At 71.0% G+C, this 24684-nt stretch carries 24 protein-coding genes and 1 other RNA gene; 17 read left to right on the top strand and 8 right to left on the bottom strand.

What is annotated here, in order from left to right:
* The first annotated feature begins 323 nt into the window (after window positions 1-323).
* Together ABNG04_RS12555 and ABNG04_RS12550 are read left to right on the top strand one after the other, a co-directional pair.
* Window positions 324-968: an FAD-dependent oxidoreductase gene (locus tag ABNG04_RS12555; RefSeq protein ID WP_371162754.1), complete on the top strand. Its 645-nt coding sequence runs from the start codon at window positions 324-326 to the stop codon at window positions 966-968.
* 120 nt (window positions 969-1088) lie between these two features.
* Window positions 1089-2114, top strand: a complete 1026-nt coding sequence (locus ABNG04_RS12550; RefSeq protein ID WP_371162753.1) for an aldo/keto reductase — start codon at window positions 1089-1091, stop codon at window positions 2112-2114.
* Between the two features lie 27 nt (window positions 2115-2141).
* Here the strand turns inward: ABNG04_RS12550 and ABNG04_RS12545 are convergent, their stop codons facing one another.
* Window positions 2142-2600, bottom strand: a complete 459-nt coding sequence (locus ABNG04_RS12545; protein WP_371162752.1) for a DUF7992 family protein — start codon at window positions 2598-2600, stop codon at window positions 2142-2144.
* Between the two features lie 125 nt (window positions 2601-2725).
* Here ABNG04_RS12545 and ABNG04_RS12540 point away from each other — a divergent pair, with 125 nt between their 5' ends.
* A complete protein-coding gene (locus tag ABNG04_RS12540) occupies window positions 2726-3139 on the top strand; it encodes a DUF7548 family protein (RefSeq protein WP_371162751.1) in 414 nt (137 codons plus the stop codon).
* Window positions 3140-3222: 83 nt separating this feature from the next.
* Window positions 3223-3534: signal recognition particle sRNA (gene ffs, locus ABNG04_RS12535), an RNA gene on the top strand.
* Window positions 3535-3733: 199 nt separating this feature from the next.
* Here the strand turns inward: ffs and ABNG04_RS12530 are convergent.
* Window positions 3734-4318, bottom strand: coding sequence for a GNAT family N-acetyltransferase (locus tag ABNG04_RS12530; RefSeq protein ID WP_371162750.1), 585 nt, complete (start codon window positions 4316-4318; stop codon window positions 3734-3736).
* Between the two features lie 128 nt (window positions 4319-4446).
* Between ABNG04_RS12530 and ligA the strand changes: the two genes are divergently transcribed.
* The 8 genes from ligA to ABNG04_RS12490 all read left to right on the top strand — a co-directional run bounded on the left by ligA (window position 4447) and on the right by ABNG04_RS12490 (window position 13888).
* The gene (gene ligA, locus ABNG04_RS12525) at window positions 4447-6339 is read left to right on the top strand and encodes an ATP-dependent DNA ligase LigA (protein ID WP_371162749.1); all 1893 of its coding nucleotides are present in this window, start codon (window positions 4447-4449) and stop codon (window positions 6337-6339) included.
* A 48-nt stretch (window positions 6340-6387) separates the two neighbouring features.
* A complete protein-coding gene (locus tag ABNG04_RS12520) occupies window positions 6388-7239 on the top strand; it encodes a hypothetical protein (protein ID WP_371162748.1) in 852 nt (283 codons plus the stop codon).
* Between the two features lie 35 nt (window positions 7240-7274).
* Entirely contained in the window at window positions 7275-8009 is a 735-nt protein-coding gene (locus tag ABNG04_RS12515) for an MBL fold metallo-hydrolase (protein WP_371162747.1), read from the top strand.
* A gap of 84 nt (window positions 8010-8093) precedes the next feature.
* The gene (locus tag ABNG04_RS12510; RefSeq protein WP_371162746.1) at window positions 8094-9692 is read left to right on the top strand and encodes a glutamate-cysteine ligase family protein; all 1599 of its coding nucleotides are present in this window, start codon (window positions 8094-8096) and stop codon (window positions 9690-9692) included.
* An 88-nt stretch (window positions 9693-9780) separates the two neighbouring features.
* Window positions 9781-10185, top strand: coding sequence for a cytidine deaminase (gene cdd, locus ABNG04_RS12505; protein WP_371162745.1), 405 nt, complete (start codon window positions 9781-9783; stop codon window positions 10183-10185).
* A 68-nt stretch (window positions 10186-10253) separates the two neighbouring features.
* The gene (locus tag ABNG04_RS12500; protein ID WP_371162744.1) at window positions 10254-11072 is read left to right on the top strand and encodes a nucleoside phosphorylase; all 819 of its coding nucleotides are present in this window, start codon (window positions 10254-10256) and stop codon (window positions 11070-11072) included.
* A gap of 84 nt (window positions 11073-11156) precedes the next feature.
* Window positions 11157-12338 carry an NAD(P)/FAD-dependent oxidoreductase gene (locus ABNG04_RS12495; protein ID WP_371162743.1) on the top strand — a complete coding sequence of 394 codons (1182 nt, stop codon included), beginning with the start codon at window positions 11157-11159 and terminating at the stop codon, window positions 12336-12338.
* A 221-nt stretch (window positions 12339-12559) separates the two neighbouring features.
* Window positions 12560-13888: an erythromycin esterase family protein gene (locus tag ABNG04_RS12490; RefSeq protein ID WP_371162742.1), complete on the top strand. Its 1329-nt coding sequence runs from the start codon at window positions 12560-12562 to the stop codon at window positions 13886-13888.
* Window positions 13889-13922: 34 nt separating this feature from the next.
* Here the strand turns inward: ABNG04_RS12490 and ABNG04_RS12485 are convergent, their stop codons facing one another.
* Both ABNG04_RS12485 and ABNG04_RS12480 read right to left on the bottom strand, forming a co-directional pair.
* Window positions 13923-14456, bottom strand: a complete 534-nt coding sequence (locus ABNG04_RS12485) for an Rrf2 family transcriptional regulator (protein WP_006113045.1) — start codon at window positions 14454-14456, stop codon at window positions 13923-13925.
* A 107-nt stretch (window positions 14457-14563) separates the two neighbouring features.
* A complete protein-coding gene (locus ABNG04_RS12480; protein ID WP_371162741.1) occupies window positions 14564-14782 on the bottom strand; it encodes a hypothetical protein in 219 nt (72 codons plus the stop codon).
* 143 nt (window positions 14783-14925) lie between these two features.
* Here ABNG04_RS12480 and rocF point away from each other — a divergent pair, with 143 nt between their 5' ends.
* Complete coding sequence (gene rocF / locus ABNG04_RS12475; protein ID WP_297886893.1) at window positions 14926-15831, top strand: arginase; 906 nt, start codon at window positions 14926-14928, stop codon at window positions 15829-15831.
* A gap of 17 nt (window positions 15832-15848) precedes the next feature.
* Here the strand turns inward: rocF and ABNG04_RS12470 are convergent, their stop codons facing one another.
* Window positions 15849-16148 carry a DUF7565 family protein gene (locus ABNG04_RS12470; protein ID WP_371162740.1) on the bottom strand — a complete coding sequence of 100 codons (300 nt, stop codon included), beginning with the start codon at window positions 16146-16148 and terminating at the stop codon, window positions 15849-15851.
* Between the two features lie 153 nt (window positions 16149-16301).
* Here ABNG04_RS12470 and ABNG04_RS12465 point away from each other — a divergent pair, with 153 nt between their 5' ends.
* The gene (locus ABNG04_RS12465) at window positions 16302-17093 is read left to right on the top strand and encodes a PHP-associated domain-containing protein (RefSeq protein WP_371162739.1); all 792 of its coding nucleotides are present in this window, start codon (window positions 16302-16304) and stop codon (window positions 17091-17093) included.
* 50 nt (window positions 17094-17143) lie between these two features.
* Here ABNG04_RS12465 and ABNG04_RS12460 read toward each other — a convergent pair whose 3' ends face one another.
* Window positions 17144-17644, bottom strand: a complete 501-nt coding sequence (locus tag ABNG04_RS12460) for a metal-dependent hydrolase (RefSeq protein ID WP_371162738.1) — start codon at window positions 17642-17644, stop codon at window positions 17144-17146.
* Window positions 17645-17837: 193 nt separating this feature from the next.
* On the opposite strand from ABNG04_RS12460, the gene ABNG04_RS12455 reads away from it, so the two are divergent.
* Window positions 17838-18956 (top strand): pyridoxal phosphate-dependent aminotransferase, encoded by a 1119-nt coding sequence (locus ABNG04_RS12455; RefSeq protein WP_371162737.1) that lies wholly within the window; start codon window positions 17838-17840, stop codon window positions 18954-18956.
* A 51-nt stretch (window positions 18957-19007) separates the two neighbouring features.
* On the opposite strand, the gene ABNG04_RS12450 is transcribed toward ABNG04_RS12455, so the two are convergent.
* Window positions 19008-20270 (bottom strand): carboxypeptidase-like regulatory domain-containing protein, encoded by a 1263-nt coding sequence (locus ABNG04_RS12450; RefSeq protein ID WP_371162736.1) that lies wholly within the window; start codon window positions 20268-20270, stop codon window positions 19008-19010.
* A 197-nt stretch (window positions 20271-20467) separates the two neighbouring features.
* Here ABNG04_RS12450 and ileS point away from each other — a divergent pair, with 197 nt between their 5' ends.
* Both ileS and ABNG04_RS12440 read left to right on the top strand, forming a co-directional pair.
* Complete coding sequence (ileS, locus tag ABNG04_RS12445; protein ID WP_371162735.1) at window positions 20468-23620, top strand: isoleucine--tRNA ligase; 3153 nt, start codon at window positions 20468-20470, stop codon at window positions 23618-23620.
* A 115-nt stretch (window positions 23621-23735) separates the two neighbouring features.
* On the top strand, window positions 23736-24209 hold the full coding sequence (locus ABNG04_RS12440) for a GNAT family N-acetyltransferase (RefSeq protein WP_371162734.1): 474 nt from the start codon (window positions 23736-23738) through the stop codon (window positions 24207-24209).
* 42 nt (window positions 24210-24251) lie between these two features.
* Here the strand turns inward: ABNG04_RS12440 and lrpA1 are convergent, their stop codons facing one another.
* Window positions 24252-24680 carry an HTH-type transcriptional regulator LrpA1 gene (lrpA1, locus tag ABNG04_RS12435; protein WP_297886905.1) on the bottom strand — a complete coding sequence of 143 codons (429 nt, stop codon included), beginning with the start codon at window positions 24678-24680 and terminating at the stop codon, window positions 24252-24254.
* Window positions 24681-24684 lie beyond the last annotated feature (4 nt).

Here is a 24684-nt window from a genome sequence, read left to right as displayed (position 1 = left end):
TCATCAAAAGGCTTCTGGAAGGAGCCACCGAGGTGTTTTTGGACGAACGTACCGGTCCTCGCGAATATTGCGGCATCTAGTCTCTATAATCGGATTTTATTCGGGTATAATTGAACACTCATACACCACATTCCTCACGATCGACCCCTCGCGTCGGACCGGTTTTCGACGGCCGTCGAAATCTTCCGGTCGGCGGCCGGGCGCCTCGGCGCGTCTGCGAGGGCGGGTGCGTTGAGTCGCGGTCGCCCGGGCGAGCGGGTTTCGACACGGGCAGGACCGACGCCGACGGGAACACGTTTGTGTCTCCCTCGCTGATCCGTGGTATGGACACGACAGCGACGGTCGAGTCGGTCGAGCCGGTCGGCCCCGACACGTACGCCCTCCGATTCCGCGCCCCCGAGGGATTCGCCGCCGAACCCGGGCAGTTCGTGAAGCTCGGCACCGAGATCGACAGCGAGTCAGTCGCGCGCTTCTACACCCTCTCGTCGCCCCGCGTCGGTGACAGCTTCGAGGTCACGGTGGGCATCGACCCCGACGAGGGCGGCGAGTTCTCCGCGTTCCTCTCCGACGCGGAGGCGGGCACCGAGATGACACTGGCCGGTCCCTTCGGCGACCAGCACTACGACGGCGAGGCCCGTGCGGTCGTGATCGCCGGCGGTCCCGGGGTCGGCCCCGCGGTCGCCATCGGCGAGCGCGCGCTAGACGAGGACGCCGAGGCCGCCGTCGTCTATCGCGACGACGACGTGGCCCACGCCGACCGGATCGACGCCCTGCGCGACCGGGGGGCCGCGATCCGGCTCCTCGGGTCGGACGACGACCTGGCCGACGCCGTCGCCGATGTCCTCACGGGCGCGGACGGCGAGACGGTGTTCGTCTACGGCTTCGCCGACCTCGTCGCCGACGCCGAGGCAGCGGTCGACGCTGCGGGCGGCGACCCGGACGCGGCGAAGGTCGAGAACTTCGGATAGGCGCGACTGCGGCGGGGCCCCTCCGCGTCGCGGCCTCGTCACACCGTGAGTCCCTCCTCACACCGCGGTCGCGTCCGCCGGTGCCGTCACGCTTTACGCACTCTCCCGACAGGGCGGAGTATGGACTACCGACGACTCGGGGACACCGGCCTCAGCGTCTCGGAGCTCTGCCTCGGGACGTGGCGGTTCGGACGGGAGACGAACGGCGTCGTAGAGACCGGTCGCGAGGAGGCGCACGAACTCCTCGACGCGGCCGCGGATCGCGGCATCAACTTCATCGACACGGCCAACGTGTACGGGACACCGAACGGCAAGAGCGAGACGTACATCGGCGAGTGGCTCGCGGACCGCGACCGCGAGGACTACGTGATCGCCTCGAAGGTGTACTTCCCGTTCGACGGGCGCGGCGAGCCCGGCCCCAACGACTCCGGGCTCGGCCGGAAGCACATCCGCGCGCAGATCGAGGGGACCCTCGACCGGCTCGGCACGGACTACCTCGACGTGTACTACATCCACCGGTGGGACGAGGACACTCCCATCGAGGAGACGATGCGCGCGCTCGACGAGCTGGTCGCCGAGGGGAAGGTCCACCACCTCGGCGCGTCGACGATGGCGGCGTGGCGGCTGACGAAGGCGCAGTGGACCGCCGACGTCAACGGCTACGCGGGCTTCGACGTGGTCCAGCCGCTCCACCACGCGGGCTACTACGAGGACGTGAAGGAGTACCTCGACGTCTGTATCGACCAGAAGCTCGCGGTCTGCCCGTACTCCCCGCTCGCGGGCGGGTTCCTCACCGGGAAGTACGAGCGCGCGGACCCGGACGATCCCGAGCAGGTGATCGCGCCGGACGGCTCCCGCGCGAGCTTCGACGACCGCTTCGAGCGCTTCTACCTCTCCGAGCGCGGCTGGAAGGTGCTCGACGCGGTCCGCGACGTCGCCGACGAACTCGGCGCGACGCCCGCGCAGGTCGCGCTCGCGTGGCTCAGCGGGTGGGACGAGTTTACCTGCGTCCCCATCGTCGGCGCGCGGACGGTGGACCAGCTCGACGAGAACGTCGCGGCGACCGAGGTAGACCTCTCCGACGAGCAGTGGGACCGGATCATGGACGCGCGCTACGACCCGGACGGGAACCGCTGGGGGCACTGAGGGGACGCCCCGAATTCGGAGCGCCCGCTACGTCTCGAAGTCGGGGAGGTCGTCGGGGGCGTCGAAGTCAGCCTCCCAGTCGATGTACTCCTCCTTGAGCGTCTCGCAGACGATCTGCCCGAGCTCCGTGAGCCCCGCGTTGATCGCGGAGACGGTCCCCCACGAGTCGAGGTCGGGGTGGAGGTCGCGCTCCTTCCAGTCCTCGGGCAGCCCCGGCGCGTGGTAGCCGACGCGGTCGGCGAAGTCGTCCCAGAAGAAGTCGAAGCGGGAGACTAACTCGAGGTCGAGCGCGATCTCCCAGTCCGGCGCGTCCATGTCGCTGCCCGCGGCCCATTGGTCGAACGCCTCCTCCCACGCGCCCTCGCGGAGGAACGCCTCGAGCTCGTCGCGGCGGTACTCGCCGCCCGCCACCTCGGCGTCCTCGTACTCGTTCGGGTCGACGGCGGCGAGTTCGGGGGGCTCCGGCGGGTCGACATCGAGAGACATACCCGGTGGTGGGGACCGACGGGGCAAAACCCTACGGGAACGGACCACGCCAACGCGGCGGGTCGCGGGCTCGTCCCCCGCGGGCGATCCGGTCCTTTTACCGCGGTTCCGTCCCGAGGTCGGGTATGGACCTCCGCGCCGTCTCGCGCCGGGTCGGGATCGCCGCCGCCGTCGTCACCGTGGTCGCGCTCGTCGCGCCGTACGCGCTCATTTCGGGGGCCGAGTACGCGGACCAGCTCGCGGCCTACTACGCCTCCGGGGTCGTCGGCTGGGGCGGGATCGCGCTGTTCTCGCTGCTCGCCGCGGTCGTCATCGCGTCCGTCGAGCGCGGGAACGTCGAGCCGGGGACGCTCGCGGGCGTGGCGGTCGTCCTCGGGCTCGCGACGACCGCGAGCGCGGCGACGTGGGCGCTCGCGGTGGAGCCGAGCGCGGTGTTCCGCGACCACCTCTGGCTGGTGTGGCACGCGCCCGCCGTCGTCGCGCTCACCGTTCCCGTGCCCCTCGCCGCCGGAGTGTACGCCCGCGAGCTGTTGACGTAGCCCGGTCGTCGGACGCGCGCCCACCCGCCGGGCCGCCGTCGGCCGGCGAACGAAAGGCCCTTATGCGGCACCCGAGTATCGCCAGACGGACTAGGTCGGGCGGTTAGGCCCCGCTCGTTACCCGTGAGGCAGTCTTCAGCGGGGACCGAACAGCGGGCACGTCCGGTCAGACCGGCACGGGCCCCGAGAGCCAACGTGGAAGCCTCGTCCGCCGGGGACAGCGGTCCGCGTCGCCCGCTCGCAGGAGCGGTCCGTCGCGGTTCGTCGGCGATATCGGGTCAGGCGCGGAAGCGAGCAGCCCATCGCCGGACGCCAGTCGCTCGTCGGGTCGCGGGGTGGAGGAGGCAATCGGGATACCCCGTGGCGGAACGCCGGGCTACCCCGCCTGTCCGTCATTCATACCGATTCTCGTCTCGTGAGCGGACGCGCCGTCGCGTCGTGGTCGGTGGCGTGACTCTCAAAATCGCAGACGCGACCGTCGCTCCCACGCCGATTCCCCAGCCGGGTGGTCGTCTCTTCGAGTCCCGCCCGACCGCGACCGCAGCTCGTCTCTCCCCAGACTCACCGCGACCGAGAGTACGCGTTCCGGTCGCCTCAGCGACCGGTGTCGTACTTGTACGTCGCCGAGTCCGGGTCGATCCCGAAGTCCTCGGCCGACTCCTCCGGCTCCTTGTCGCCCGTCGGCTCCGCGTTCTTGAACGCCCGCCGGAACCGGTCCGACATCTCGAACGCGTCGACGGTGAGCTCGAGGCCGACGACCCCGCCGCCGAGGAACTCCCGCTTCTCCGTCAGCCGGTCCGAGAGCGCGGGCGGCAGGTCGCCGGTGTCGACGCGTTCGAAGCCGAACTGCGTCAGGTACTCCGGCTGGTCCGTGAGCACGTACACCGTCTCGAACCCGTCCGCGGCCGCGGTGTCGACGAGGCGCTCGACGACGTGCGCCCCGACCCCGTGGTCGCGCCACTCGGGGAGGACGCCGATGCCGGTGAGTTCGATCCGGTTCTCTTCGTCCTCGTCGCCGCGGTGGAGCCGGAGCCGACCGAAACCGGCCCGGTCGCCCGACTCCTCGTCGACCGCGATCACGTAGTCCCGCGACCGGAAGGCGACGTCGTCGAGCCCGAGCTGCTCGATCGCGTCCAGCAACCACGCCTCGTCACGGTTTTTTGCGTCGCGGACGTACATGGACGTTCGTACGAGGTCGGAGGTGAAAAGCGGTTCCCCGGCGATCCTTCCGCGTTCTCCGATCGCGGCGCTGACGCTTCCGCGCGTCATCGCGTCGCTTTTGCCCGCCGACCGCCGACCGGACGCGTATGGAGTTCGCCGCGCTGGCTGAACGGGCGGAACGGGTGGCCGCGCACGACGGCGACATCGAGACGACCCTCGAGGTCGCCGACCTGCTCGCGAACGCCGGCGACGGCGGCGCGGACCGCGGGGCGGGCGACGACCTCCCGGTCGTCGTCCGGTTCCTCCTCGGGCGCGTCTTCCCGGCCCACGACACCCGCACGCTTGACGTCGGCCCCGCGCTCTGCCGCGAGGCCGTCGCCCGCGCCGCGGGCCCGAACGTCGACGCCGCCGACGTCGAGGACCGCCTCGCGGAGCGAGGGGAGATCGGCGCGGTCGCGGCCGCGTACGACCTCGGCGGCCAGCAGGGACTCGCCGCGTTCGGGTCCGGTCGCGACGCGCTCACCGTGGCGGCGGTCGACGAGGAACTGCGCGACCTCGCGGCCGTGAGCGGCGACGGCAGCGAGTCGCGCAAGCGCGACGCCCTGTTCGGGCTGTTCACTCGTTGTTCGCCGAGCGAGGCCGCGTTCCTCGCCCGACTGGTCCTCGGTGAGATGCGGCTCGGCGTCGGCGAAGGGACGGTCCGGGACGGGATCGCGGAGGCGTTCCTGTCCCCCGAACCGACGCCTGCCGACGGCGATGACTCCGAGGGCGACGATGACGGTCCCGCCGACGGCGACGATCCCGAACTCGCCGCGCCAGACGACGCGGTCGCGGCCGTCGAACGCGCGCTTCAGGTGACGAACGACTACGGGCGCGTCGCGGTCCGGGCCCGCGACGAGGGACCGGCGGGGCTCCGCGCGGAGTCGCTGCGCGTCGGCCGCCCGGTCCAGGCGATGCTCGCGCAGGCGGGCAACGCGACCGACGCGGTCGACGCGTTCGGCGAGGTCGCGGTCGAGACGAAGTTCGACGGGGCCCGCGTTCAGATCCACTACGCGCCGGACGGAGTCGAGGCGGACGACGGCGCGCCGGACAGCGACGCCCTCGGCGGCGAAGACGCGGCGCTCGGCCCGCGACTCTACTCGCGGAACATGGACGACGTGACGGAAGCGCTCCCCGAGATCGACGAGTACGTCGCCGACCGCGTCGACGTCCCCGTCATCCTCGACGGCGAGGTCGTCGCGGTCGACGACGACGGCGACCCGCTTCCGTTTCAGGAGGTGCTGCGGCGGTTCCGGCGGAAGCACGACATCGACCGGATGCGCGAGGCGGTCTCGCTGCGGCTCCACGCGTTCGACTGCCTCCACGCCGACGGCGACGACCTGCTCGACGAGCCACTCCGCGTCCGCCACGACCGGCTCCGCGAAGTCCTCCCGGACGCGGCCGCTGACCTCACCCTCGCCGCGGACGCGGACGCGATCGCGGCCGAAGAGCGGGCCGCGCTCGACGCGGGCCACGAGGGAGTCATGCTGAAGAACCCCGAGTCGGCGTACACCCCCGGCGACCGCGGGCGCGACTGGCTGAAGCGAAAGCCCGACGTGGAGACGCTCGACGCGGTCGTCGTCGGCGCCGAGTGGGGCGAGGGGCGGCGCGCGGAGCTGTTCGGCACGTTCCTGCTCGCGGTCCGCGACGAGGACGGCGCGAGCGACCCAGCCGGTCGTGACGCCGACGACCGCGACGCCGACGACCTCGCGCCACCGGGGTACGTCACGGTCGGGAAGGTGGCGACCGGGATCACCGACGAGGCGCTCGCCGATCTGACGGACCGGCTGGAGCCGCTCGTGGTCGAGGAGACGGGGACGACGGTCGCGTTCGACCCCGAACTGGTGGTCGAGGTCGGCTACGAGGAGATCCAGACGTCGCCGACGTACTCCGCGGGCTACGCGCTCCGATTCCCCCGGTTCGTCGGCGTCCGCGAGGACAAGGACGTCGACGACGCCGACTCGCTCGCCCGCATCCGTCGGTTCGCCGGCGACGACTGACGTTCCGCCACGCGAAACTCCTTCACGCTCCGGCTCGTAGCCGTTCGCATGCCAGGCCCGCTCGGCGACGCGACGCGGCGCGACCTCACCGACGCGGCCGCCGATCGGCTCGCCGCCGAGGGGTTCGAGGTCGCCCGCCCCGAGAGCGCCGCCGAGCCCCCGGCCGTCGCGACGCGCGGCGACGATCGGGTCGCGGTCGAACCGCTCGCCGCGGACGACGCCACGCCCACGGTGATCGTCTCGCGACTCGGCCACGCGCTCGACCGCGACCGGCGCGCCCTGTTCGTCGCCCCCAACGCCGACACCGCGGCCGCCGTGCGCGACCTCCTCGCCGACCCACCGCTCCTCGTCGCGCGGACCGACGGCCGGCGGACGTTCCACCTTGGTCCGGACCGAGTCCCCGTCTCGGGCGGCGGCTACGCCTGCGTCCACTACGAGGGGCTCGGCGACCCGACGCTCTCGTGGCGGGAGACGGACACCCCAGCCGGTCCGGTCGCCGCCCACGCCGACGTCGACGCCGCCGCGATGGGCGACGACGGACGGCCGGCCGTCCCACGGCTCGTCTGCGAGGTCGACGGCGACCCGATCGCCGTCCTCGGCGGGGTCGCCAGTCTTCAGACGCCGCCCGACGAGGCGTTCCCGTTCGCCTACCGCCGCGACCCGGACGACAAGCGGTTCCGGGTCCGGCGCGGCGACGACGGCACCGTGGTCGAGACGGTCGGCGGGTTCGGTGCGATGCGCGAGGCGGGCTACGTCCCGGTTCCGATGCCGCTCGTGCCCGAACACGCGCTGGGTCGGGCGCTCGACGACGACGCGCTCGCTGCGGCGTGGGACCTCTCGGTGATCGGCGACGCCGAGCCGGTGGACGACGCCGCCGGCGACACCGACCGCGACCGATAGCCACCCTCAAGACGACCGCGGCCGCAGGCAGTGACATGACGGTCCGCTACGAGGAACTCTCGGTGGAGTGGCTCGGCTACGCGACGGCGCGGCTGGAGACGGACGGGGGCCCGGTCGTCTACACCGACCCCGGGCGGTACGGCGTCCTCGATGACTACTGGGCGCGCGATGGCGACCTTGTCCTCGTCACCCATGACCACCACTACGACAGCGACGGAATCCGGTCGGTCGCGAGCGAGGACGCGACGGTCGTGATCTACGAGGCGGTCGACCCCGCCGGCATCGACCGCGACGTGGAACCGATCGACGCGCTCGCGGCCGACTACGAGGTCGTTCGCGTCGGCGAGGAGGACCGCGTCGACGTCGGGACGCCCGCCGGCGAGGTCCGAGTGTGGTCGATCCCGGCCCACAACGACCCGGAGGGGCCGAACGCGGACGCCGACGGCTCGGTCGCGCACCCGCCCGGGTTCGGCTGCGGCTACCTCCTGTCGCTCGGCGGCCGCACCGTCTTCTGGCCCGGCGACTCCGACGCGCTCGACGGGTTCGCCGAGCTCGACGTCTCCGTCTTCCTCGCCAACATCGGCGGGGGCGGCATCGTCTCGGACCGGCGCGAGGCGGCCGACCTGGCCGAGGCGATGGGGCCCGACCTCGTCGTGCCGATCCACTACGACACGTTCGACCTGCTTGAGGCAGACGACGAGGCGTTCGCGGGCGACGTGGCGAGCCGGTCGATCCCGGTCGCGCTCGACGCGCGCTCGGCGAACCAGTAGACGAACCGGGCGGACGGTCGAACCGGACGGAACGGCCCTCGCGGCCGGAGGCCTTTTTACCTCGCCGACACCTCTCCCGGTCGCATGACCACCGAGTCCGCGCTGGCCGACGGGGTCCGGGAGGCGCTTTCGGTCGACGCCGAGGCGTTCGCCGAGCGCGCGGCCGAGGAGGCCGAGATCGTCAAACAGGCGCTGCGCGACGGCGCCTTCGACAACCACCAGTCGATCGTCGGCTTCGAGTACGAGTTCTACGCGGTCGGCGACGGGCGGTGGAGCGAGGAGTCGCGGGCGGGCGAGTACGCGCTGATGCGCGTGCCGCGCCGCCTGCTGGAGTTGATGGGCTTCGAGAAGGAGCTTGGGCTCCACAACGCCGAGATGTGTACGAGCCCGCAGCCGCTCTCGGACCACGGGCTCCGCGCCCAGCTCGCCGAGGTCCGCGCGCGGCTGGAGGCCGCCGAGAACACCGCGGGCGTCGAGGGGATGCGGCTCGTCTCCGACGGGCTCTGGACCATCCCGCCCGCGGGCGAGACCGCCGAGGGGTACCTCACGGACAGCGTCGCGGTCGACGGCGTCGTCGTCGCGGTCAACATGAGCGACGCGGTCCGGTACCACGCGATGGCGAACTCGCGCCGGGACGACCTCGCCGACGGGGACGGAGCCGCGGCCGACGCCGAATCGGACCCGGTTGTCACCCTCGACGCGCCGGGCGTGTCACTGGCGGCGGAGACGGTGATGCCCGAGAGCCTCATCACGTCGATCCAGCCGCACTACCAGGTGGCCCACGCCGAGACGCTGCCGCGGCACTTCCGGTACGCGCTCCGGATCGCCGGCCCGCTGCTGGCGCTCGGGGTCAACTCGCCGTTCTTCCCGCCCGAGCTGTACGACGACGGCTGGGACGGCGAGCGCGTCCTCGCCGAGGGGGCGACGGAGAACCGCGTCCACGTGTTCGAGTCCGTCCTCAACGCCCGGACCGACGCGGACAAGGTCCGGTTCCCGCGCGACTTCCGCGACGTCGAGACCGCTGTCGACCGCATCGCGGCCGACGAGACGCTGATCCCGATGCCGGACCCGGGCGGCAGCGACCGGTTCGACGACGCGTTCGCCACGTTCCGAACGAAACACGGCAGCTACTGGCGCTGGGTCCGCCCGGTGTTCGAGGGCGCGGGCCGCTCGGCGGCGAACGCCCGGATCGAGTTCCGGCCGATCCCCGGCCAGCCGACGGTCCGGGACTCAATCGCGTTTCAGGCGGCGTTCGCGGGGCTGATGCAGGCGCTCGCGCAGCGGGACCACCCCGTGATCGGCCTCGACTGGGAGACCGCCCGCGACAATTTCTACGCCGCCGTCGCGGACGGCCTCGACGCCGACATGACGTGGATCGGGCTCGACGGGGAGCGCACGACGGACACGGACGCGCTGTACGCGGACCTCCTCGACCACGCGGAGGCGGGGCTCCGGACCGCCGGCTGCGCGGACGATGAGGCCGCGGAGTGGATCGCGCCGCTCCGCTGGCGCGTCGCGAACCGCACGACGCCGGCGAGCTGGAAGCGTGACCGGGTCCGCGCCCGCCTCGACGACGGCGCCGACTTCGCGACCGCGGTGGTCGACACGCAGCGCGAGTACATCCGCCAGCAGGCCGACACGCTCATCGACGGCGGCTTCTCGGCCTGGACCGACGCGGAGTGATCGGTAGCCGGGTCACCCAGCCGCCCGGGAGCCGGGCGACGCGCCCGCGACACAGTACAGTTATCGGCCCGCCGGCTCACCCGTCAGTATGGACGAGCTGATCGCCGCGGCGCGCGACGCCTTAGAGGCCGCCCACGTCCCGTACTCCGAGTACCGCGTCGGCGCCGCGCTCCGGACCGCCGACGGCACCGTCTACACGGGCTGTAACATCGAGAACGCGAACTACTCCAACAGCCTCCACGCCGAGGAGGTCGCGATCGCGGAGGCGGTGAAGCACGGCCACCGCGAGTTCGACCGGATCGCAGTCTCCTCGGGCGTCCACGACGGGGTCACCCCCTGCGGGATGTGCCGCCAGACGCTCGCCGAGTTCGCGGCCGACGACCTTGTCGTCGCCTGCGACGAGGGCGACGACGCGGTGACGGAGTACACCCTCGGCGAACTGCTCCCGAACACGATCAACGAGGGGACGCTCGACGACGCCAGGCAGGACTGACTCCCGGGGAACGGCTCCGGGCGACCGAGACGGAACTCCTTTTATACGCCTCGCCGAAGGACGGAGACATGACCGACGACAGCGAGGACCCCAACGACGGTGCCGGATACCACGTCGAGGCCGCGCCGGAGGACGTCGCCGACGCCGTCCTCCTCCCGGGCAACCCCGAGCGCGTCGACAAGGTCACGGCGCTGTGGGACGACCACGAGGAGGTCGCGAGCCACCGAGAGTACCGCACCGCGACCGGCAGCTACGACGGCGCGCCGATCTCGGTGACCTCGACCGGGATCGGTTCGCCCTCGGCGGCCATCGCCGTGGAGGAGCTGGCGCGCGTCGGCGTCGAGACGTTCATCCGCGTCGGCTCCTGCGGCGCGATCCAGCCGGAGATGGACGTCGGCGACCTCGTGATCACGACCGGGGCCGTCCGGCAGGAGGGGACGAGCGACGAGTACGTCCGCGAGGACTACCCGGCGGCCGCCGACGGCGAGGTCGTCTCCGCGTTAGTCGCCGCCGCCGAGCGGCTCGGCCACGACTACCACACCGGCGTGACGATGAGCGCCGACTCGTTCTACGCCGGCCAGGGTCGCCCCGGGTTCGAGGGGTTCGAGGCCGCCGGCTCCGACGAGCTCGTCGCGGAGCTCCGGGACGTGAACGTGAAGAACATCGAGATGGAGGCGTCGGCGATCCTCACGATCGCGAACGTATACGGGCTCCGCGCCGGCGCGGTCTGCTCGGTGTACGCCAACCGCGTGACCGGCGAGTTCCGCACGGAGGGCGAGTCGCGCGCGGCCGAGACTGCGAGCCTCGCGGTGAAGCTCCTCGCGCGGATGGACGAGGTCAAACGGGAGGCGGGCGCGGATCGCTGGCACGCCGGGCTCTCGCTGTAACGACTCCCCGAGGCCGCCGCGGTGGCGATATTTGCCTGCGAGCGTTCCAAAGCGACTTTATCTGCGCACCGCGGACCTACACGCATGAGTACACAGGTCGTCGTCGTCGGCTCCGGGTACGCCGGCGCAGGGGCGGTGAAGGCGTTCGAAGACGAGGTCGGCGAAGGCGAAGCCGAGCTCACGTGGATCTCGGAACACGACTACCACCTCGTTCTCCACGAGGTCCACCGCGCGATCCGCAACCCGGCGGTCGAAGACAAGATCACGATCCCCGTCGACGAGATCAAGTCGCCCGAGTCCGACTTCGTGAAGGGCCGGGTCGTCGACGTCGACACCGAGGATCGGGTCGTCGAGACCGACGACGGGACGACCGTCGACTACGACTACCTCCTTCTCGGCGTCGGCTCGACGACGGCCTTCTTCGGCATCGAGGGGCTGAAGGAGAACGCTCACCAGCTGAAGGGGCTCGACGACGCGAAGGCGATCCACGAGGACGTCCGCGAGGCGGCCGCCGACGCGACCCGCTCTGACCCGGCCGAGGTCATCGTCGGCGGCGCCGGCCTCTCCGGCATCCAGACGGCCGGCGAGATCGCCGAGTACCGCGACAAGCACCGCGCGCCGATCGAGATCACGCTGGTCGAGGGGCTCGACGAGGTCTTCCCCGGCAACGACCCGCAGATCCAGGACGCGCTCCGCCAGCGGCTGGAGGACGCGGACGTCGAGATCCTCACCGGCGACTTCATATCGGAGGCCGACGAGGAGGCGGTCTACCTCGGCGGCGGCGAGGACGAGGAGCCGGAGGAGCTCGCGTACGACGTGCTGGTCTGGACCGGCGGCATCACGGGCCAGCCCGAGATCGAGGGCGTCGAGGTCGAGCAGGACGAGCGGTCGCACCGCGTCCACGCCGGCTCTGACTTCTCCACCAGCGACGACCGCGTGTTCGCCATCGGCGACACCGCGCTGGTCGAGCAGGGCGAGGACGACGTGGCCCCGCCGACCGCGCAGGCCGCTTGGCAGGCCGCGGAGGTCGCCGGCGCAAACCTCGCTCGCGCCGCCCGCGGTGCGCCGCTCCGCTCGTGGACCCACGAGGACAAGGGGACGGTCATCTCCGTCGGGGAGGAGGCGGTCGCCCACGACGTGATAGGCATGCCCATCCAGACGTTCGGCGGCACGCCCGCGAAGCTGCTGAAGAAGGCCATCGCCACGCGCTGGATCGCCAAGGTCTCTTCCGCGGGCCGCGGCGTCAGCGCGTTCGGCGACATGTAAGCGTCGACGGTTCGCGTCACCCAACGGTTATTTTTCTCGCTCGCATGGACAAACGCGTGCTTCGTATCCCCCGCTGAGGCAGCTCCTGAACGCGTTGCGGCGACCAGCGACGTTCGCGTAGTCACTGCCCTCCGAGCCGCCGTCGTTCTCTTCGCTCGGTCGCGGGAGCCGCTGGGCTGCCGCAGGTCTCGATCGAAACCAGCAGCCGCCACCGAACGCACATGTCACACGACTCACCCCCGACGGAATCGCTCACCGATCACACCGTGTCGCTAGGGACCGCCGATCCCGCCGCCTCGCTCCCCGAGCGCGGCCCGCTTCGCGATCGACTCGCCGACGCGGCCGTTGTCGGCCTCGGAGAGGCCACCCACGGAACGCGGGAGTTCTTCGAACTGAAGGGCCAGTTCATCCGCCACATGGTCGCGGAACTCGACTGTCGGCTCGTCGCGCTCGAAGCCAACTTCCCCGAGACGCTCGCCGTCAACGAGTACATCGTCCACGGGGAAGGAGACCCGGAGGCAGCACTCGACGGGATCTACTTCTGGACGTGGAACGTCGAAGCCGTCCGCGACCTGATCGAGTGGCTTCGGGCGTTCAATGCGGAACGCCCGCCCGACGACCGCGTGCGGTTCCACGGCGTAGACGTCCAGTACACGACGGGCGCCGTCGACCGGCTTCGCGATTTCCTCCGCGAGGCCGACCCCGCCTTGCTCGACCGGGTCGACCCCGACCTCGCCACGGTCGACGGCCGCGGCGTTCCCGCGCATCAGGACGAGGACGCCTCCGACGCGGCCGCGGCCGCGACCGAACTCGTTCCGCGCCTTCGCGACCGGATCCGCGAGAACCGCGAGGCGTACGTCCGGGCCACGAGCGAGCGCGACGCGGCGTTCGCGGAGCGGTTCGTCACCGTCATCGACAGAGCGACGGACTACCGTGTGGCCGTTCGCGAGTGGGACGCCGCCGGGGCGCCGGAGGACGACCTCCCGTCCCGTGCGCTGTACATTCGTGACAAGGCGATGGCGGAAAACGCCGCGTGGCTCCTGGAACGCACACCCACCGAGCGGATCGCGCTGTGGGCTCACGACAGTCACCTCAACCGCGTCGGCCGGCGCCGCCGGACGGAGATCGCGGGGCCGTCCGCCGGGACTCGCCTCGCCGAGCGGTACGGCGAGGAGTACCTCGCGGTCGGGTTCTCGTTCGGCGGCGGCGAGTTCCAGGCGATCGCACCGACCGAAGACGCCGACGACGAACGGACGCTGCGACGCGTTTCGGTTCCGCGGTCGGAGACCGGCGCGTTCGACGACGCGCTGGGAGCGACCGGCCACGCCGTCGCGTTCCTCGATGTCCGCGGGGCGCTCGCGGACGGCGAGCGGGAACTCGCCGACTGGCTCGGCCACCCGTGCCGCACCTTCGAGACGGGTGTAACGTACGACCCGTCCACACCGGAAGACGCGCTGACCGAGTACCGCTACGCCGAGGCTTTCGACGCGGTCTACTACGTTGACTCGACGACGCGGGCGCGGCCGCTGTCGAGCGATTCGAACGAATAACGATCCGGTGAAAACCGAGTAGATCGCGGCCGGGTCAGTGCTCGGCCGGCTCGTCGGGCGCCCGCATGTCGTCGATCCGCAGGATGAGAATGTTCGCGGTGTCGTCTTTGCCGTCGACCGTGCCGTCGACGACGAGCTTCGAGAGCGGCGTCGGGCCGACGGTGACGCTGTCGCCCTCGTGGAAGTCGCGGACCGACCCCTGGACGTGGATCTCGGCGCGGCACAGCTCCGGGTGGTGGACGCTGGAGAGGTCGATCCCGTCGACGTTGACCCCCTCGACCTGATCGCCCTCGTGGAAGATCGGGACGTCGGCGGGCTCGTCCATGCGCTGGATGTCGAGCGCCTCGTACGCGTTCGAGGTGGGCTTGTAGCCGCCCTTCGGGCCCGGGACGCCCTCGACGAGCTGGAGGGCCTTGAGGCTCTGCATCTGGTTGCGGATCGTCCCCGGGTTGCGGTCGACTTCCTCGGCGATGGCCTCGCCCTTCACGGCATCCTCCTGCTCCCCGTAGAGGTTGATCAGGGCCGTGAGGATGCTCTTCTGGCTCGACGTGAGCTCGATCGATGACATGGTCGTAAATACACCGTGCCCCCGCTTAAATGCGATGGAATTCACTTATAAATGATCGTGTGGAATACCGTCGATGGCCAGACCCTGCGGTGACGCGCACTCCCGGCTCACTCCCCGCGTAGCCGCTTCATCCGGACGTACGCGATCGGGCTAGAGAGCGCGACGACGACGCCGACGCCGATCAGCGCGACGCCGAAGTCGACGGCGACGAACGACACCGCGGCGCCCGCGAGCCCGATCGCCGCGCCGGTGAACGCGACCGCGATGACCGCGCCGATCGGCTCGATGTCGCTCGGGTCGACCGACCGGGGGTCGGAACTGCTCATATCTGCTCCGAGGGGGCGCGGCCGCAAAACGGTGTCCGATCCGGCCGGTCGCTCGCCGACGACCCCGCCGACACCGACGAGGCGACCATGGGCCGCGGCGACCGATCCCCACCATTGAAGCGGCGGCGCGTCGCGTGACCGGTATGACCACGGTCAGGATTATCGGCGCGCCGACCGACTACGGAGCGAACCGACGCGGGGTCGACATGGGACCCTCGGCGATCCGCTACGGCGGGCTCGCCGACCAACTCGCCGGAGCCGGCGTCGAGACCGTCGACGCGGGCGACCTCCTCGTTCCGCGGGCGGAGGAGCGCGACCCGGACGCGGACGCGCCGAGCGAGGGGAAAGCGAAGTTTCTCCGCGAGACCGAAGAGGTCTGTCGCCAGCTCGGTGACGAGGTCGCGGCGACGCTCGCCGACGGCGAGGTGCCGCTCGCGCTCGGCGGTGACCACTCCATCGCCATCGGGAGCCTCTCGGGGTCCGCCCGCGACGCGGACATCGGGGCCGTGTGGTTCGACGCGCACGCCGACCTCAACACGCCCGCGACGACGCCTTCTGGGAACGTCCACGGCATGCCGCTGGCGGCCGCGCTCGGCATCGACGAGTTCGCGGACACCGAGTGGGCGAACGCGCCGGGGCTCTCGCCGGAGAACGTCGCCTTGGTCGGGCTCCGATCGGTCGACGAGGCGGAGGTAGAGCTGATCCGCGACCGCGGGTTCGCGGCGTACACGATGTCCGACATCGACGAGCGGGGGATCACGGAGGTCACCGAGGAGGCGCTGACCGTCGCCTCGACCGGCGTCGACGGGATCCACGTTAGCCTCGATCTCGACTGGCTCGACCCGAACGCCGCGCCCGGCGTCGGGACGCCGGTCCGGGGCGGGGTCACCTACCGGGAGGCCCACAGCGCGATGGAGATCGTCGACGAGACCGACGCGCTCCGCTCGATGGAGATCGTCGAGGTGAATCCGACGCTGGACCAGCACAACGAGACCGCGGAGCTGGCGACGGAGCTAGCGGCGAGCGCGCTCGGCAAGCGGGTCCTCTAACTCAGGGCGGGGGCGGATCAGACGCCGCGGTCGAGCTGTTCGACGACCCGCTGGAGGTCCGCCTCCGACTCGACCTCGCCTTTGATCTCCTCGCGGCGGCGCACCGCCGCCGAGTCGGCGTCGTACGCGCGGACGAACTCGGCGCGGGTGTGCTCGTCGAACGCGTGGCGGATCGCGAAGTAGCCGTCGGGGACGATGGTGCCGCACACCTTACACTCGTGGCGCTGGTGGTCGTTCGTCTGGTGGACGATCGCCGCCTCCACGTCGTCGAAGGCGGCGTCGCAGTCGCCGATGCCGCACGTCCAGCGAGGAGCCATACCCAGACTCTCGCCCGAGGGGGATTAACGGTTTCCCAACTCGGCGCGGGTCAGCCGGGCGGCCGCCGCGCGCGACGCCGGGGCGCCCGGCGCCGTCCGCGCCGCGGCGTCGGACCCGCGGTCGCGGCACCGTCGTCGTCGAACGATACCCCTTTGCGCGGGCGCGACGACCCTCCGGCCGTGACCCGATCGCAAACGCGCGTCGACGCCCACGTCAAGGTGCTCGACGACGAGGTCGTCGCCCGGGCGAAGGCCCGCGACATCGACGCGCTCGTGTACGCGCCGCACTTTACGCGCCTCCCGACGATCCGCGAGCGTGCGGCCCGGTACACCGACGACGAGCTTCAGGTCATCCCCGCCCGCGAGGTGTTCACCGGCGACTGGGGGAACCGCCGCCACCTCCTCGTCTTGGGCCTCTCCGACCCCGTCCCCGACTACATCACCTTCGAGGGCGCGATGGCCGAGTTCGAGCGCCAGGACGCGGCCGTCCTCGTTCCCCACCCCGGATTCGCTACCATCTCGCTCACGCGGCCCGAGGTCGACGCTCACGCCGAGCGGATCGACGCGGTCGAGACGTACAACACCAAGCTCCTGCCGCACCAGAACGCGCGCGCCCGCCGGACCGCGGCGGAGACCGGCTGCGCCGGGTTCGGCTCCTCGTACGCCCACCTCTCCGGCACGGTCGGCGAGGCGTGGACGGCCTTCGACGACGACCTCGCAGACGAGGCGGCAGTCGTCGAGGCCTTCCGGGAGCGCCGCCCCCGAACCGTCATCCACCGCGGCGGCGCCGGCCACCAGCTCCGCGGCCTCGTCGAGTTCGCGCACCTCGGCTACGAGAACACGTGGGCGAAGCTCGACCGGATGTTCCTCTCCGGCAACGAGCCGACGCTGCCGTCGAACGTCGCCTACGAGGGGCGGTTCGACGACGTGAGCGTCTACGAGTGAGCGGTCGGACGAGCGTCGCGGAACGGTGCGGTTCCCGGCCGCGGCCTCGGTCAGAGTCCGAACCCAGCCGCGGCCTCGGAGGCGACCGAGAGGTCCAAGTCTAGGTTCACGACGTACGTGTGGATCGCCCAGAAGGCCGCCAGCTCGATCGCGGTGATGATCACGGTGACGAGGTCGGCGTACTTGCTGCTCGTCGTCACGCCGCTCGGGAACCCGAACTCCCTGTCCGAGAGCGGGTGGAACAGCGCGATGCCGCGCTTGCTCCCGACCACGTCGAGGACGTAGTGGGTCAACACACCGATCCACACGTACTGGAGGTTGCCGAAGACGATCGGATACGCGAGGAAGATCGCCAGCACGGGGAGGCTGTGGAGGGTCTTCCGATGGCGGCCGAAGGCGGTGTCGACGTCGGGAAACAGTGCCCCCAGCACGACGGGGGCGGTGATCTCGGCGACCGTCGTCGCGGTCGCGGCGTCGAGGCTCGGCTCAAGGATGAAGCCGAGCCCCAGGGCGAGCAGCAGGCCGTTGAGAACGTGACCGCGTTTGTTCATGCTCTCGGAGTGCGTCCGTCGATAGGTCAAACCACCGGATCGCGGCGGCGGTCGCCGCGCCGAGGCGGTCCCTCGCAGCAGCGGTCGACACACCGAGGCGGCCCTCCGTAGTAACGGTCGCCGCGCCGAGGCGGTCCAACGCGGCGCGCGTTCCGGGCGAAAGAGCCACGGCGGGCGCGCCCGACCCGCCCGTATGGAGTACGAGGAGCCGAAGTTCTTCCACGTGATGCAGTACGCCGCGGCCGCCGCCGGCGACGTCATCGACATGGTGAGCGGCAACCCCGACTGGGAGCCGCCCGCCGCGCTCCGCGAGGCGCTCCGCGAGTACGCCGACCGCCCGCCCGCCGACTTCCAGTACCCGCCGAGCGAGGGGCTCCGCGAGCTCCGGGAGGTGATCGCCGAGCGCCGCGGCGTCGACCCCGGGCGCGTGGTCGTCACCAACGGGACGGGCGAGGCGAACTACCTCGCGATGGCCCGCGCGCTGGACCGCGACGCGGGCGACGAGGCGCTGCTCATGGACCCGGTGTACCCGTACTACCCCGGGAAGACCCACCTGCTCGACGGGACTCCGACGCTCGTGCCGACGACGCGAGACGGCGGGCTCGACGTCGACGCGATCCGCGAGGCGGCGAGCGAGGACACGGCCCTGATCGTCCTCAACACGCCGAACAACCCCACCGGGGCCGTCTACGACCTCGACGCGGTCCGCGAGGTCGCCGACGTCGCGGCGGCGGTCGACGCGCTTGTCGTCGTCGACGAGGTGTACGGCCGGTTCGACCTCTCCGGCTCGTTCGAGTCGGCGCTGACCCTAGACGACGACCGCGTGATCGTCACCAGCGGCTTCTCGAAGTCGATGGCGATCACGGGGTTCCGCGTCGGCTACGGGATCTTCCCCGAGTCGCACGTCGACGACGCCAAGACGCGGCACATGCTGGTGAACGTCGCCGGCGCGCGCCCCTCGCAGTACGCGGTGTACCACGCGCTCGCTGAGACGCCGCCGGAGTACTACGCCGAGTCGCGGGAGCTGCTCGCGGACCGCGTCGCGGCGTTCACCGACGCCCTCGATGCGGCCGGCGCGGAGTACAGCCGCCCTGAGGGGGCGTTCTACGTCCTCGCGCGCTTCGACAGCTTCCCCGGCACGATGGCGAACGTCAAGCGACTGGTCGACGAGGCGGGCGTCGCGGGGATGCCCGGCGAGGCGTTCGGCACCGCCCGCAGCGACTGGATCCGGTTCGCTTTGGTGACGCCGCGCGCGGCCGAGGCCGCGGAGCGGCTCGCCGACTACTTCGCCGAGGAACCAGCGCCCCGCTAAGCGACCGCCTCCGCGCCGCCCGCTGCCCGAGCCGACCACCGTGCTAGCCCCTCACCGACCGCGGACGCGGCTCGCGGCGGCCACGGTCAAGACGGCGAGGAGCGCCGCGACGACGCCGAACCCGGGGATTCGGTCGTCGGTGTCCCCGTCGCCGCCGTCGGAGCCGTCTCCGGCGCTCCCCGCCCCCTCGTCGCCGGAGTCGTTCCCGGCGGGCTCCTCCGACTGCTCGACCCCCGTCACGGTTATCAGGTCGGCCGTCGCGTCGTTGTTCCGGGCGACGACTGTCCGGTCGCCGGCGGTCCGTATCGGCACTTCGATCTCGCCGCGGTCGTCGGTCTCCCCGACGACCTCGCCGTCCACCTCGACGGCCGCGCCCGCGACCGGCTCGTCGTAGGCGTTCCGCACGGTCACGCGCGTCGTCTCCCCGACGATGACGGCCTCGTTCGCCGCGGAGACCGAGAGGGCGGCGCTCCGCTGCGCGGTGGCGTTCGCGCTCACCGGCGACTCCCGCACCCTGACCCGTTCAACGGACGACTCGTACCCCTCTTTGACGACCTCGACCGTGTACAGCGCGTTCACGGGCACGGTGAGCGAGGCCGTCCCCTCAGTCACGCTCACCCGTCCGTCGAACACCGACGAGGAGGCCCGCACCGCTCCCGTCTCGATCGGCATCGGCGGGTCGAAGTGATCGTCGAACGTGCGGACGTCGAGGGTCGTGGTGCCGCGTTCGATCGCGATCTCGGTCTCGTTGTCTCCCGCCACCGTCACGGTGCGAGACGCCTCGAAGTACCCCGGCTTCACGGCCACGACCTCGTAGTCGCCGCGCTCGAGGCGCGCCGTCTCGTAGGTGCCGTCCGAGCCGGTCTCCCCGCGGTCGACCGTGCGGCCGTCTTCGCGGACGGTCACCCTCGCGTCGGCCTGCGACCGATTCTGGCCGTCGACGACCGACACGGTCGCGGTCCCGCTCCGCGTGACGCCGAGATTGACGTCCCTCGCGGTCGCTTCGTCGATCTGAAGCGGCCGGTTCCGGACGTAGGTGTCGTCGTCGACGTCGAGTTCGACGCTCGCTCCCTCGGGGACGTCGAGGAACACCTTCCCGTTACTCGCCGTCGCGCCCGAGACGGTCCCGGTCTCCCCCGACTCGGTCTCCCACGCCGCGTCGACGGTCACGCCGCCGAGCGCGTCGCCGTCCTGATCGGTGACGGCGACGGTGAGCGTCACCGGGTCGGCCTGCTGACCGGCCACGCCGCCGGCCGCGACGGCGGCGACCAACAGGGCTACCGCGACGACGAGGGCCGGGCGTGAGACGTTCATACACGGGGAGCTAGACGGGCTGGTCATGTATTGGTATGGGGCTGCTACCGGTCTCGGTCCGGACGCCGCGGCCGTCTCGAAGCGGCCGCAGTCCCTCCGGGTGCGAGGCGACCGCGCGGGCCCCGGTCGGGCCGGCTTGATCTGAACTCTTCCCACGACTCCGCCGTATTCAAATACGCGCGCGCAGACCAACGCATATGGAGCAGATCGACGACCAGTACGCGCCCGCGGACGTCGAGGCCGCGGTCGACGAGTACTGGGACGACCACGACGCCTACGAGGCGGCGAAGGAGGCGCACGCCGACGACCCGCCGTTCTTTTTCGTGGACGGCCCGCCGTACACCTCTGGGCAGATGCACCTCGGGACGGCCTGGAACAAGACGCTGAAAGACGCCGTCATCCGGTACAAGCGGATGACCGGCCACCGCGTCACCGACCGCCCCGGCTACGACATGCACGGGCTCCCGATCGAGGTGAAAGTCGAGGAGGAGCTCGGCTTCGAGAACAAGCGGGACATCGAGGAGTACGGGATGGAGTCGTTCATCGAGAAGTGTAAGGAGTTCGCCCTGGAGAACCGGGCGGCGATGGACGAGGACTTCAAGTCGATCGGCGCGTGGATGGACTGGGACAACCCGTACGAGACCATCTCGCCGGAGTACATGGAGGCCGCCTGGTGGGCGTTCTCCGAGGTCGCCGACAACGGGCTCGTCGAGCAGGGGAAGCGGTCCATCTCGCAGTGTCCGCGCTGCGAAACCGGCCTCGCCAACAACGAGGTCGAGTACGAGGACGTCGAAGACCCCTCGATCTACGTGAAGTTCCCGCTCGCCGACCGCGAGGGGAGCCTCGTCATCTGGACGACGACGCCGTGGACCATCCCCGCGAACACCTTCGTCGCCGTCGACGAGGAGCTCACCTACAACGCGGTCCGCGCGGAGAAGGACGGCGAGGCGGAGCTCCTCTACGTCGCCGCGGAGTGCGTCGAGGACGTGCTCGGCGAGGGGCGCTACGAGGACTACGAGATCGAGGCCGAGCTGACCGGCGACGAGCTCGTCGGCTGGGCGTACGACCACCCCCTCGCCGACCACGTCGCCGAGTACCCCGACTTCGAGGGGGCCGGTCAGGTGTACGCCGCCGACTACGTCGAGGCCGACCGCACCGGACTGGTCCACTCCGCGCCGGGCCACGGGGAGGAGGACTTCCACCGCGGCACCGAACTCGGGCTCGACGTCCACTGCCCGGTCGGCCCGAACGGTGAGTTCGAGGCGGCCGCCGGCGAGTACGCCGGCCAGTTCGTGCGCGACGCCAACGACGACATCATCGATGACCTCGTCGCGGACGGACACATGCTCTCGCACGGCACCGTCGACCACAGCTACGGCCACTGCTGGCGCTGTGACACCGGGATCATTCAGCTGGTCACCGACCAGTGGTTCATCTCGATCACGGACGTGAAAGACGACCTCCTCGACAACATGGAGGACTCGGAGTGGCACCCCGACTGGGCGCGGGACAACCGCTTCCGCGACTTCATCCAAGACGCGCCCGACTGGAACGTCTCCCGCCAGCGCTACTGGGGCGTCCCGATCCCGATCTGGGTCCCCGAGGACGCCGAGGCGGGGAACCTCGACGAGGACATGATCGTGGTCGGTACCCGCGAGGAGCTCGCCGAGCGCGTCGAGGAGGACATCGACCCCGAGTCGATCGACCTCCACCGCCCCGCCGTCGACGACCTCACGATCGTCGAGGACGGGACGACCTACCGCCGCGTCGAGGACGTGTTCGACGTGTGGCTCGACTCCTCGGTCGCCTCGTGGGGCACGCTCGGCTACCCGAGCGACGAGGCCGCGCACGACGAGCTGTGGCCCGCCGACCTCATCATCGAGGCGCACGACCAGACCCGGGGCTGGTTCTGGTCGCAGCTCGGTATGGGGACCGCCGCGGTCGGCGAGATCCCCTACGAGGAGGTGCTGATGCACGGCTTCGCCAACGACGAGGACGGCCGGAAGATGTCGAAGTCGGTCGGCAACATCGTCACGCCGGAGGAGGCGATCGAGCGCGCCGGCCGCGACCCGCTCCGGACCTACCTGCTCAGCCACGACCAGCAGGGCGTCGACCTCGCGTTCGAGTGGGACGGGCTCGGCGAGATCCAGGGCAAGCTCAACATCCTCTGGAACGTGTTCCGGTTCCCGTTGGAGTACATGGACCTCGACGGCTACGACCCGGCCGACGCCGACCTCTCGGACGGCGAGCTCGAACTCGTCGACGAGTGGGTGCTCTCGCGGCTCCAGTCCGTGGAGGCCGAGGTCGCCGACGCCTGGGACGACTACCGGGTCAGCGACGCGGTCAACGCCGTGATCGAGTTCGTCACGCAGGACGTCTCGCGGTTCTACGTGAAGGCCGTCCGCGACCGCATGTGGGAGGAGGCCGACTCCGCCTCGAAGCGCGGCGCGTACGCCACGCTCGCGACGGTCCTCGACGAGGTGATCCGGCTGCTCGCCCCAATCGCGCCGTACCTCACCGAGCGGATGTACCAGCGACTCGACGGCGGGGCGACGACGGTCCACGCGCTGTCGTACCCCGAGCCGGACGCGAGCCTGCGCGACGACGACCTCGAACGCGACGTGGCGGCCTTCCGGGACATCGAGGAGGCGGCCGCGAACGCGCGCCAGCAGGCCGGCCGCAAGCTCCGCTGGCCCGTGCCGCGCGTCGTCGTCGAGACGGACGACGAGACGGTCGCGGCCGCGGTCGACCGCCTCGAACCGCTGATCGCCGACCGGGTCAACGCCCGCGACGTGGTCGTCACCGAGGCCTTCGACGAGCTGATCGAGACGGCCGAGCCGCAGATGGCCGCCATCGGGCCGGCGTTCGGCGGCGACGCCCAGAAGGTGATGGAGGCGGTCCAGGGCGCGACCCGCGCCGAGGTCGAGGGCGGCGCGGTCGCCGTCGACGGCGAACCGGTCGACCTCGACGACGAGATGGTCGAGTACGTCGCGGAGCCGCCGGAGCACGTCTCCGGGGCCGACTTCGAGGGCGGCACGGTCTACGTCGACACCTCGCTGACCGCCGACATCGAGTCCGAGGGGTACGCCCGCGACGTGATCCGCCGGATCCAGGAGATGCGGAAAGAGCTCGACCTGGACGTGGAGGCGCGGATCCGCGTCGGCGTCGCGGCCGATGACGACCGCGTCGCCGGCTTCGTCGACGACCACGCCGACCTGATCGCCGGCGAGGTGCGCGCCGACGCGTGGCTCGACGACGCGAACGACGCCGCCGACGCCGCTGGCGGCCTCGTCGAGGAGTGGGAGGTCGAGGGCGTCGCGGTCACGATCGGCGTCGAGCCCGTCGCGTAGCGCCCCAACGCGTCGCGTTTTCTGTCTCGGCGAAGCGCGGCTCTCGCCCGGGCGATACTGTGACAACGATCCGCATCCCGAAACGTATAGGTGTGTTCTTTACTCATGGTTAAATATGGATGTCCGGGCGGCTCGGCCCGACGACGCGGAGGACCTTCGAACGGCGGTCTCGCGAGCCCGCGAGGAGACGGTGTTCGACGACATCGGCGCGCCCTTACTGGACGTGTCCGCCGCCGGCGTCCGCGAGGCCGCCGCCGAGGCGGAGTGGTCGTTCCTGATGGAACACGACGAGGAGGGACCCGTCGGCCTAGCGATCGCACACCCCGACCCCGACGGGACGGAGGCGGAGCTGCTGGCGCTGTGGGTCCACCCGAACCGCGCCGGCGAGGGCGTGGCGGACGAACTGCTCGCCCGGGTCGGCAGCGCGCTCGCCAGGCAGGGGATCGAGGTGCTCCGCGCGACGGTCCCCGCGGACCGGCCCAGCGCGGAGGAGTTCTTCAGCGCGCACGGGTTCGCGCCACGCGGGACCCGCCGCAGCCCGGCGGGCGACGAATCGGTCGTCGTTGCCGATCCACGCACGCTCACCTGAGCGCGGACACGACGGTCGAAAAGGAGAACTTCCGCGCGCCGATTACTTCAGCCGCTCTTGGAGGAACGAGGGGTGAGCCGCGGTGACGCCGTCGACGCCGAGCAGCTGTTCGGAGATGACGTCGCCGAGCTCGTCGCCGTCGCCGGCACGGACTTCGGCCATCAGCATGTGGTCGCCGGAGGAGGTGTACAGCGCCTGGACCTCGTCGAGCGACTTCAGCTCCCGAGTGGCCTCCACGTACTGGCCGGAGTCGACGTCCATCCCCACCATGGCGATCGACTGCGACGAGAGCTTCTTCGGGTCGACCTCCGCCGAGTAGCCGACGATCACGCCCCGCTCCTCGAGGCGGTCGATGTACTTCCGCACCGTCGGCTTCGAGACGTCGGCCCGTTCGGCGATCTCCCCGCAGGACGCCTGTGCGTCCTCTTCTAACACAGAGAGAATCCGTTCCTCCGTCGATACGGTACTCATATGA

The sequence above is a fragment of the Halorubrum miltondacostae genome, assembly GCF_041379815.1.
GTDB classification, from domain to species: Archaea; Halobacteriota; Halobacteria; order Halobacteriales; family Haloferacaceae; genus Halorubrum; species Halorubrum miltondacostae.
The sequence above is the reverse complement of the archived record's forward strand: the minus strand, read 5'-3'. Positions and strand labels throughout refer to the sequence as shown.

Coding starts and splice junctions, on each gene's coding strand:
- rocF (WP_297886893.1), top strand. CDS start 14,926: ATGACCACGGTCAGGATTATCGGCGCGCCGACCGACTACGGAGCGAAC.
- ABNG04_RS12500 (WP_371162744.1), top strand. CDS start 10,254: ATGACCGACGACAGCGAGGACCCCAACGACGGTGCCGGATACCACGTC.
- ABNG04_RS12515 (WP_371162747.1), top strand. CDS start 7,275: ATGACGGTCCGCTACGAGGAACTCTCGGTGGAGTGGCTCGGCTACGCG.
- ABNG04_RS12485 (WP_006113045.1), bottom strand. CDS start 14,456: ATGTCATCGATCGAGCTCACGTCGAGCCAGAAGAGCATCCTCACGGCC.
- ABNG04_RS12510 (WP_371162746.1), top strand. CDS start 8,094: ATGACCACCGAGTCCGCGCTGGCCGACGGGGTCCGGGAGGCGCTTTCG.
- ABNG04_RS12450 (WP_371162736.1), bottom strand. CDS start 20,270: ATGAACGTCTCACGCCCGGCCCTCGTCGTCGCGGTAGCCCTGTTGGTC.
- ABNG04_RS12460 (WP_371162738.1), bottom strand. CDS start 17,644: ATGAACAAACGCGGTCACGTTCTCAACGGCCTGCTGCTCGCCCTGGGG.
- ABNG04_RS12530 (WP_371162750.1), bottom strand. CDS start 4,318: ATGTACGTCCGCGACGCAAAAAACCGTGACGAGGCGTGGTTGCTGGAC.
- ABNG04_RS12520 (WP_371162748.1), top strand. CDS start 6,388: ATGCCAGGCCCGCTCGGCGACGCGACGCGGCGCGACCTCACCGACGCG.
- ABNG04_RS12545 (WP_371162752.1), bottom strand. CDS start 2,600: ATGTCTCTCGATGTCGACCCGCCGGAGCCCCCCGAACTCGCCGCCGTC.
- ABNG04_RS12495 (WP_371162743.1), top strand. CDS start 11,157: ATGAGTACACAGGTCGTCGTCGTCGGCTCCGGGTACGCCGGCGCAGGG.
- ileS (WP_371162735.1), top strand. CDS start 20,468: ATGGAGCAGATCGACGACCAGTACGCGCCCGCGGACGTCGAGGCCGCG.
- ABNG04_RS12490 (WP_371162742.1), top strand. CDS start 12,560: ATGTCACACGACTCACCCCCGACGGAATCGCTCACCGATCACACCGTG.
- ABNG04_RS12455 (WP_371162737.1), top strand. CDS start 17,838: ATGGAGTACGAGGAGCCGAAGTTCTTCCACGTGATGCAGTACGCCGCG.
- ABNG04_RS12470 (WP_371162740.1), bottom strand. CDS start 16,148: ATGGCTCCTCGCTGGACGTGCGGCATCGGCGACTGCGACGCCGCCTTC.
- ABNG04_RS12555 (WP_371162754.1), top strand. CDS start 324: ATGGACACGACAGCGACGGTCGAGTCGGTCGAGCCGGTCGGCCCCGAC.
- cdd (WP_371162745.1), top strand. CDS start 9,781: ATGGACGAGCTGATCGCCGCGGCGCGCGACGCCTTAGAGGCCGCCCAC.
- ABNG04_RS12540 (WP_371162751.1), top strand. CDS start 2,726: ATGGACCTCCGCGCCGTCTCGCGCCGGGTCGGGATCGCCGCCGCCGTC.
- ABNG04_RS12550 (WP_371162753.1), top strand. CDS start 1,089: ATGGACTACCGACGACTCGGGGACACCGGCCTCAGCGTCTCGGAGCTC.
- lrpA1 (WP_297886905.1), bottom strand. CDS start 24,680: ATGAGTACCGTATCGACGGAGGAACGGATTCTCTCTGTGTTAGAAGAG.
- ABNG04_RS12440 (WP_371162734.1), top strand. CDS start 23,736: ATGGATGTCCGGGCGGCTCGGCCCGACGACGCGGAGGACCTTCGAACG.
- ABNG04_RS12480 (WP_371162741.1), bottom strand. CDS start 14,782: ATGAGCAGTTCCGACCCCCGGTCGGTCGACCCGAGCGACATCGAGCCG.
- ligA (WP_371162749.1), top strand. CDS start 4,447: ATGGAGTTCGCCGCGCTGGCTGAACGGGCGGAACGGGTGGCCGCGCAC.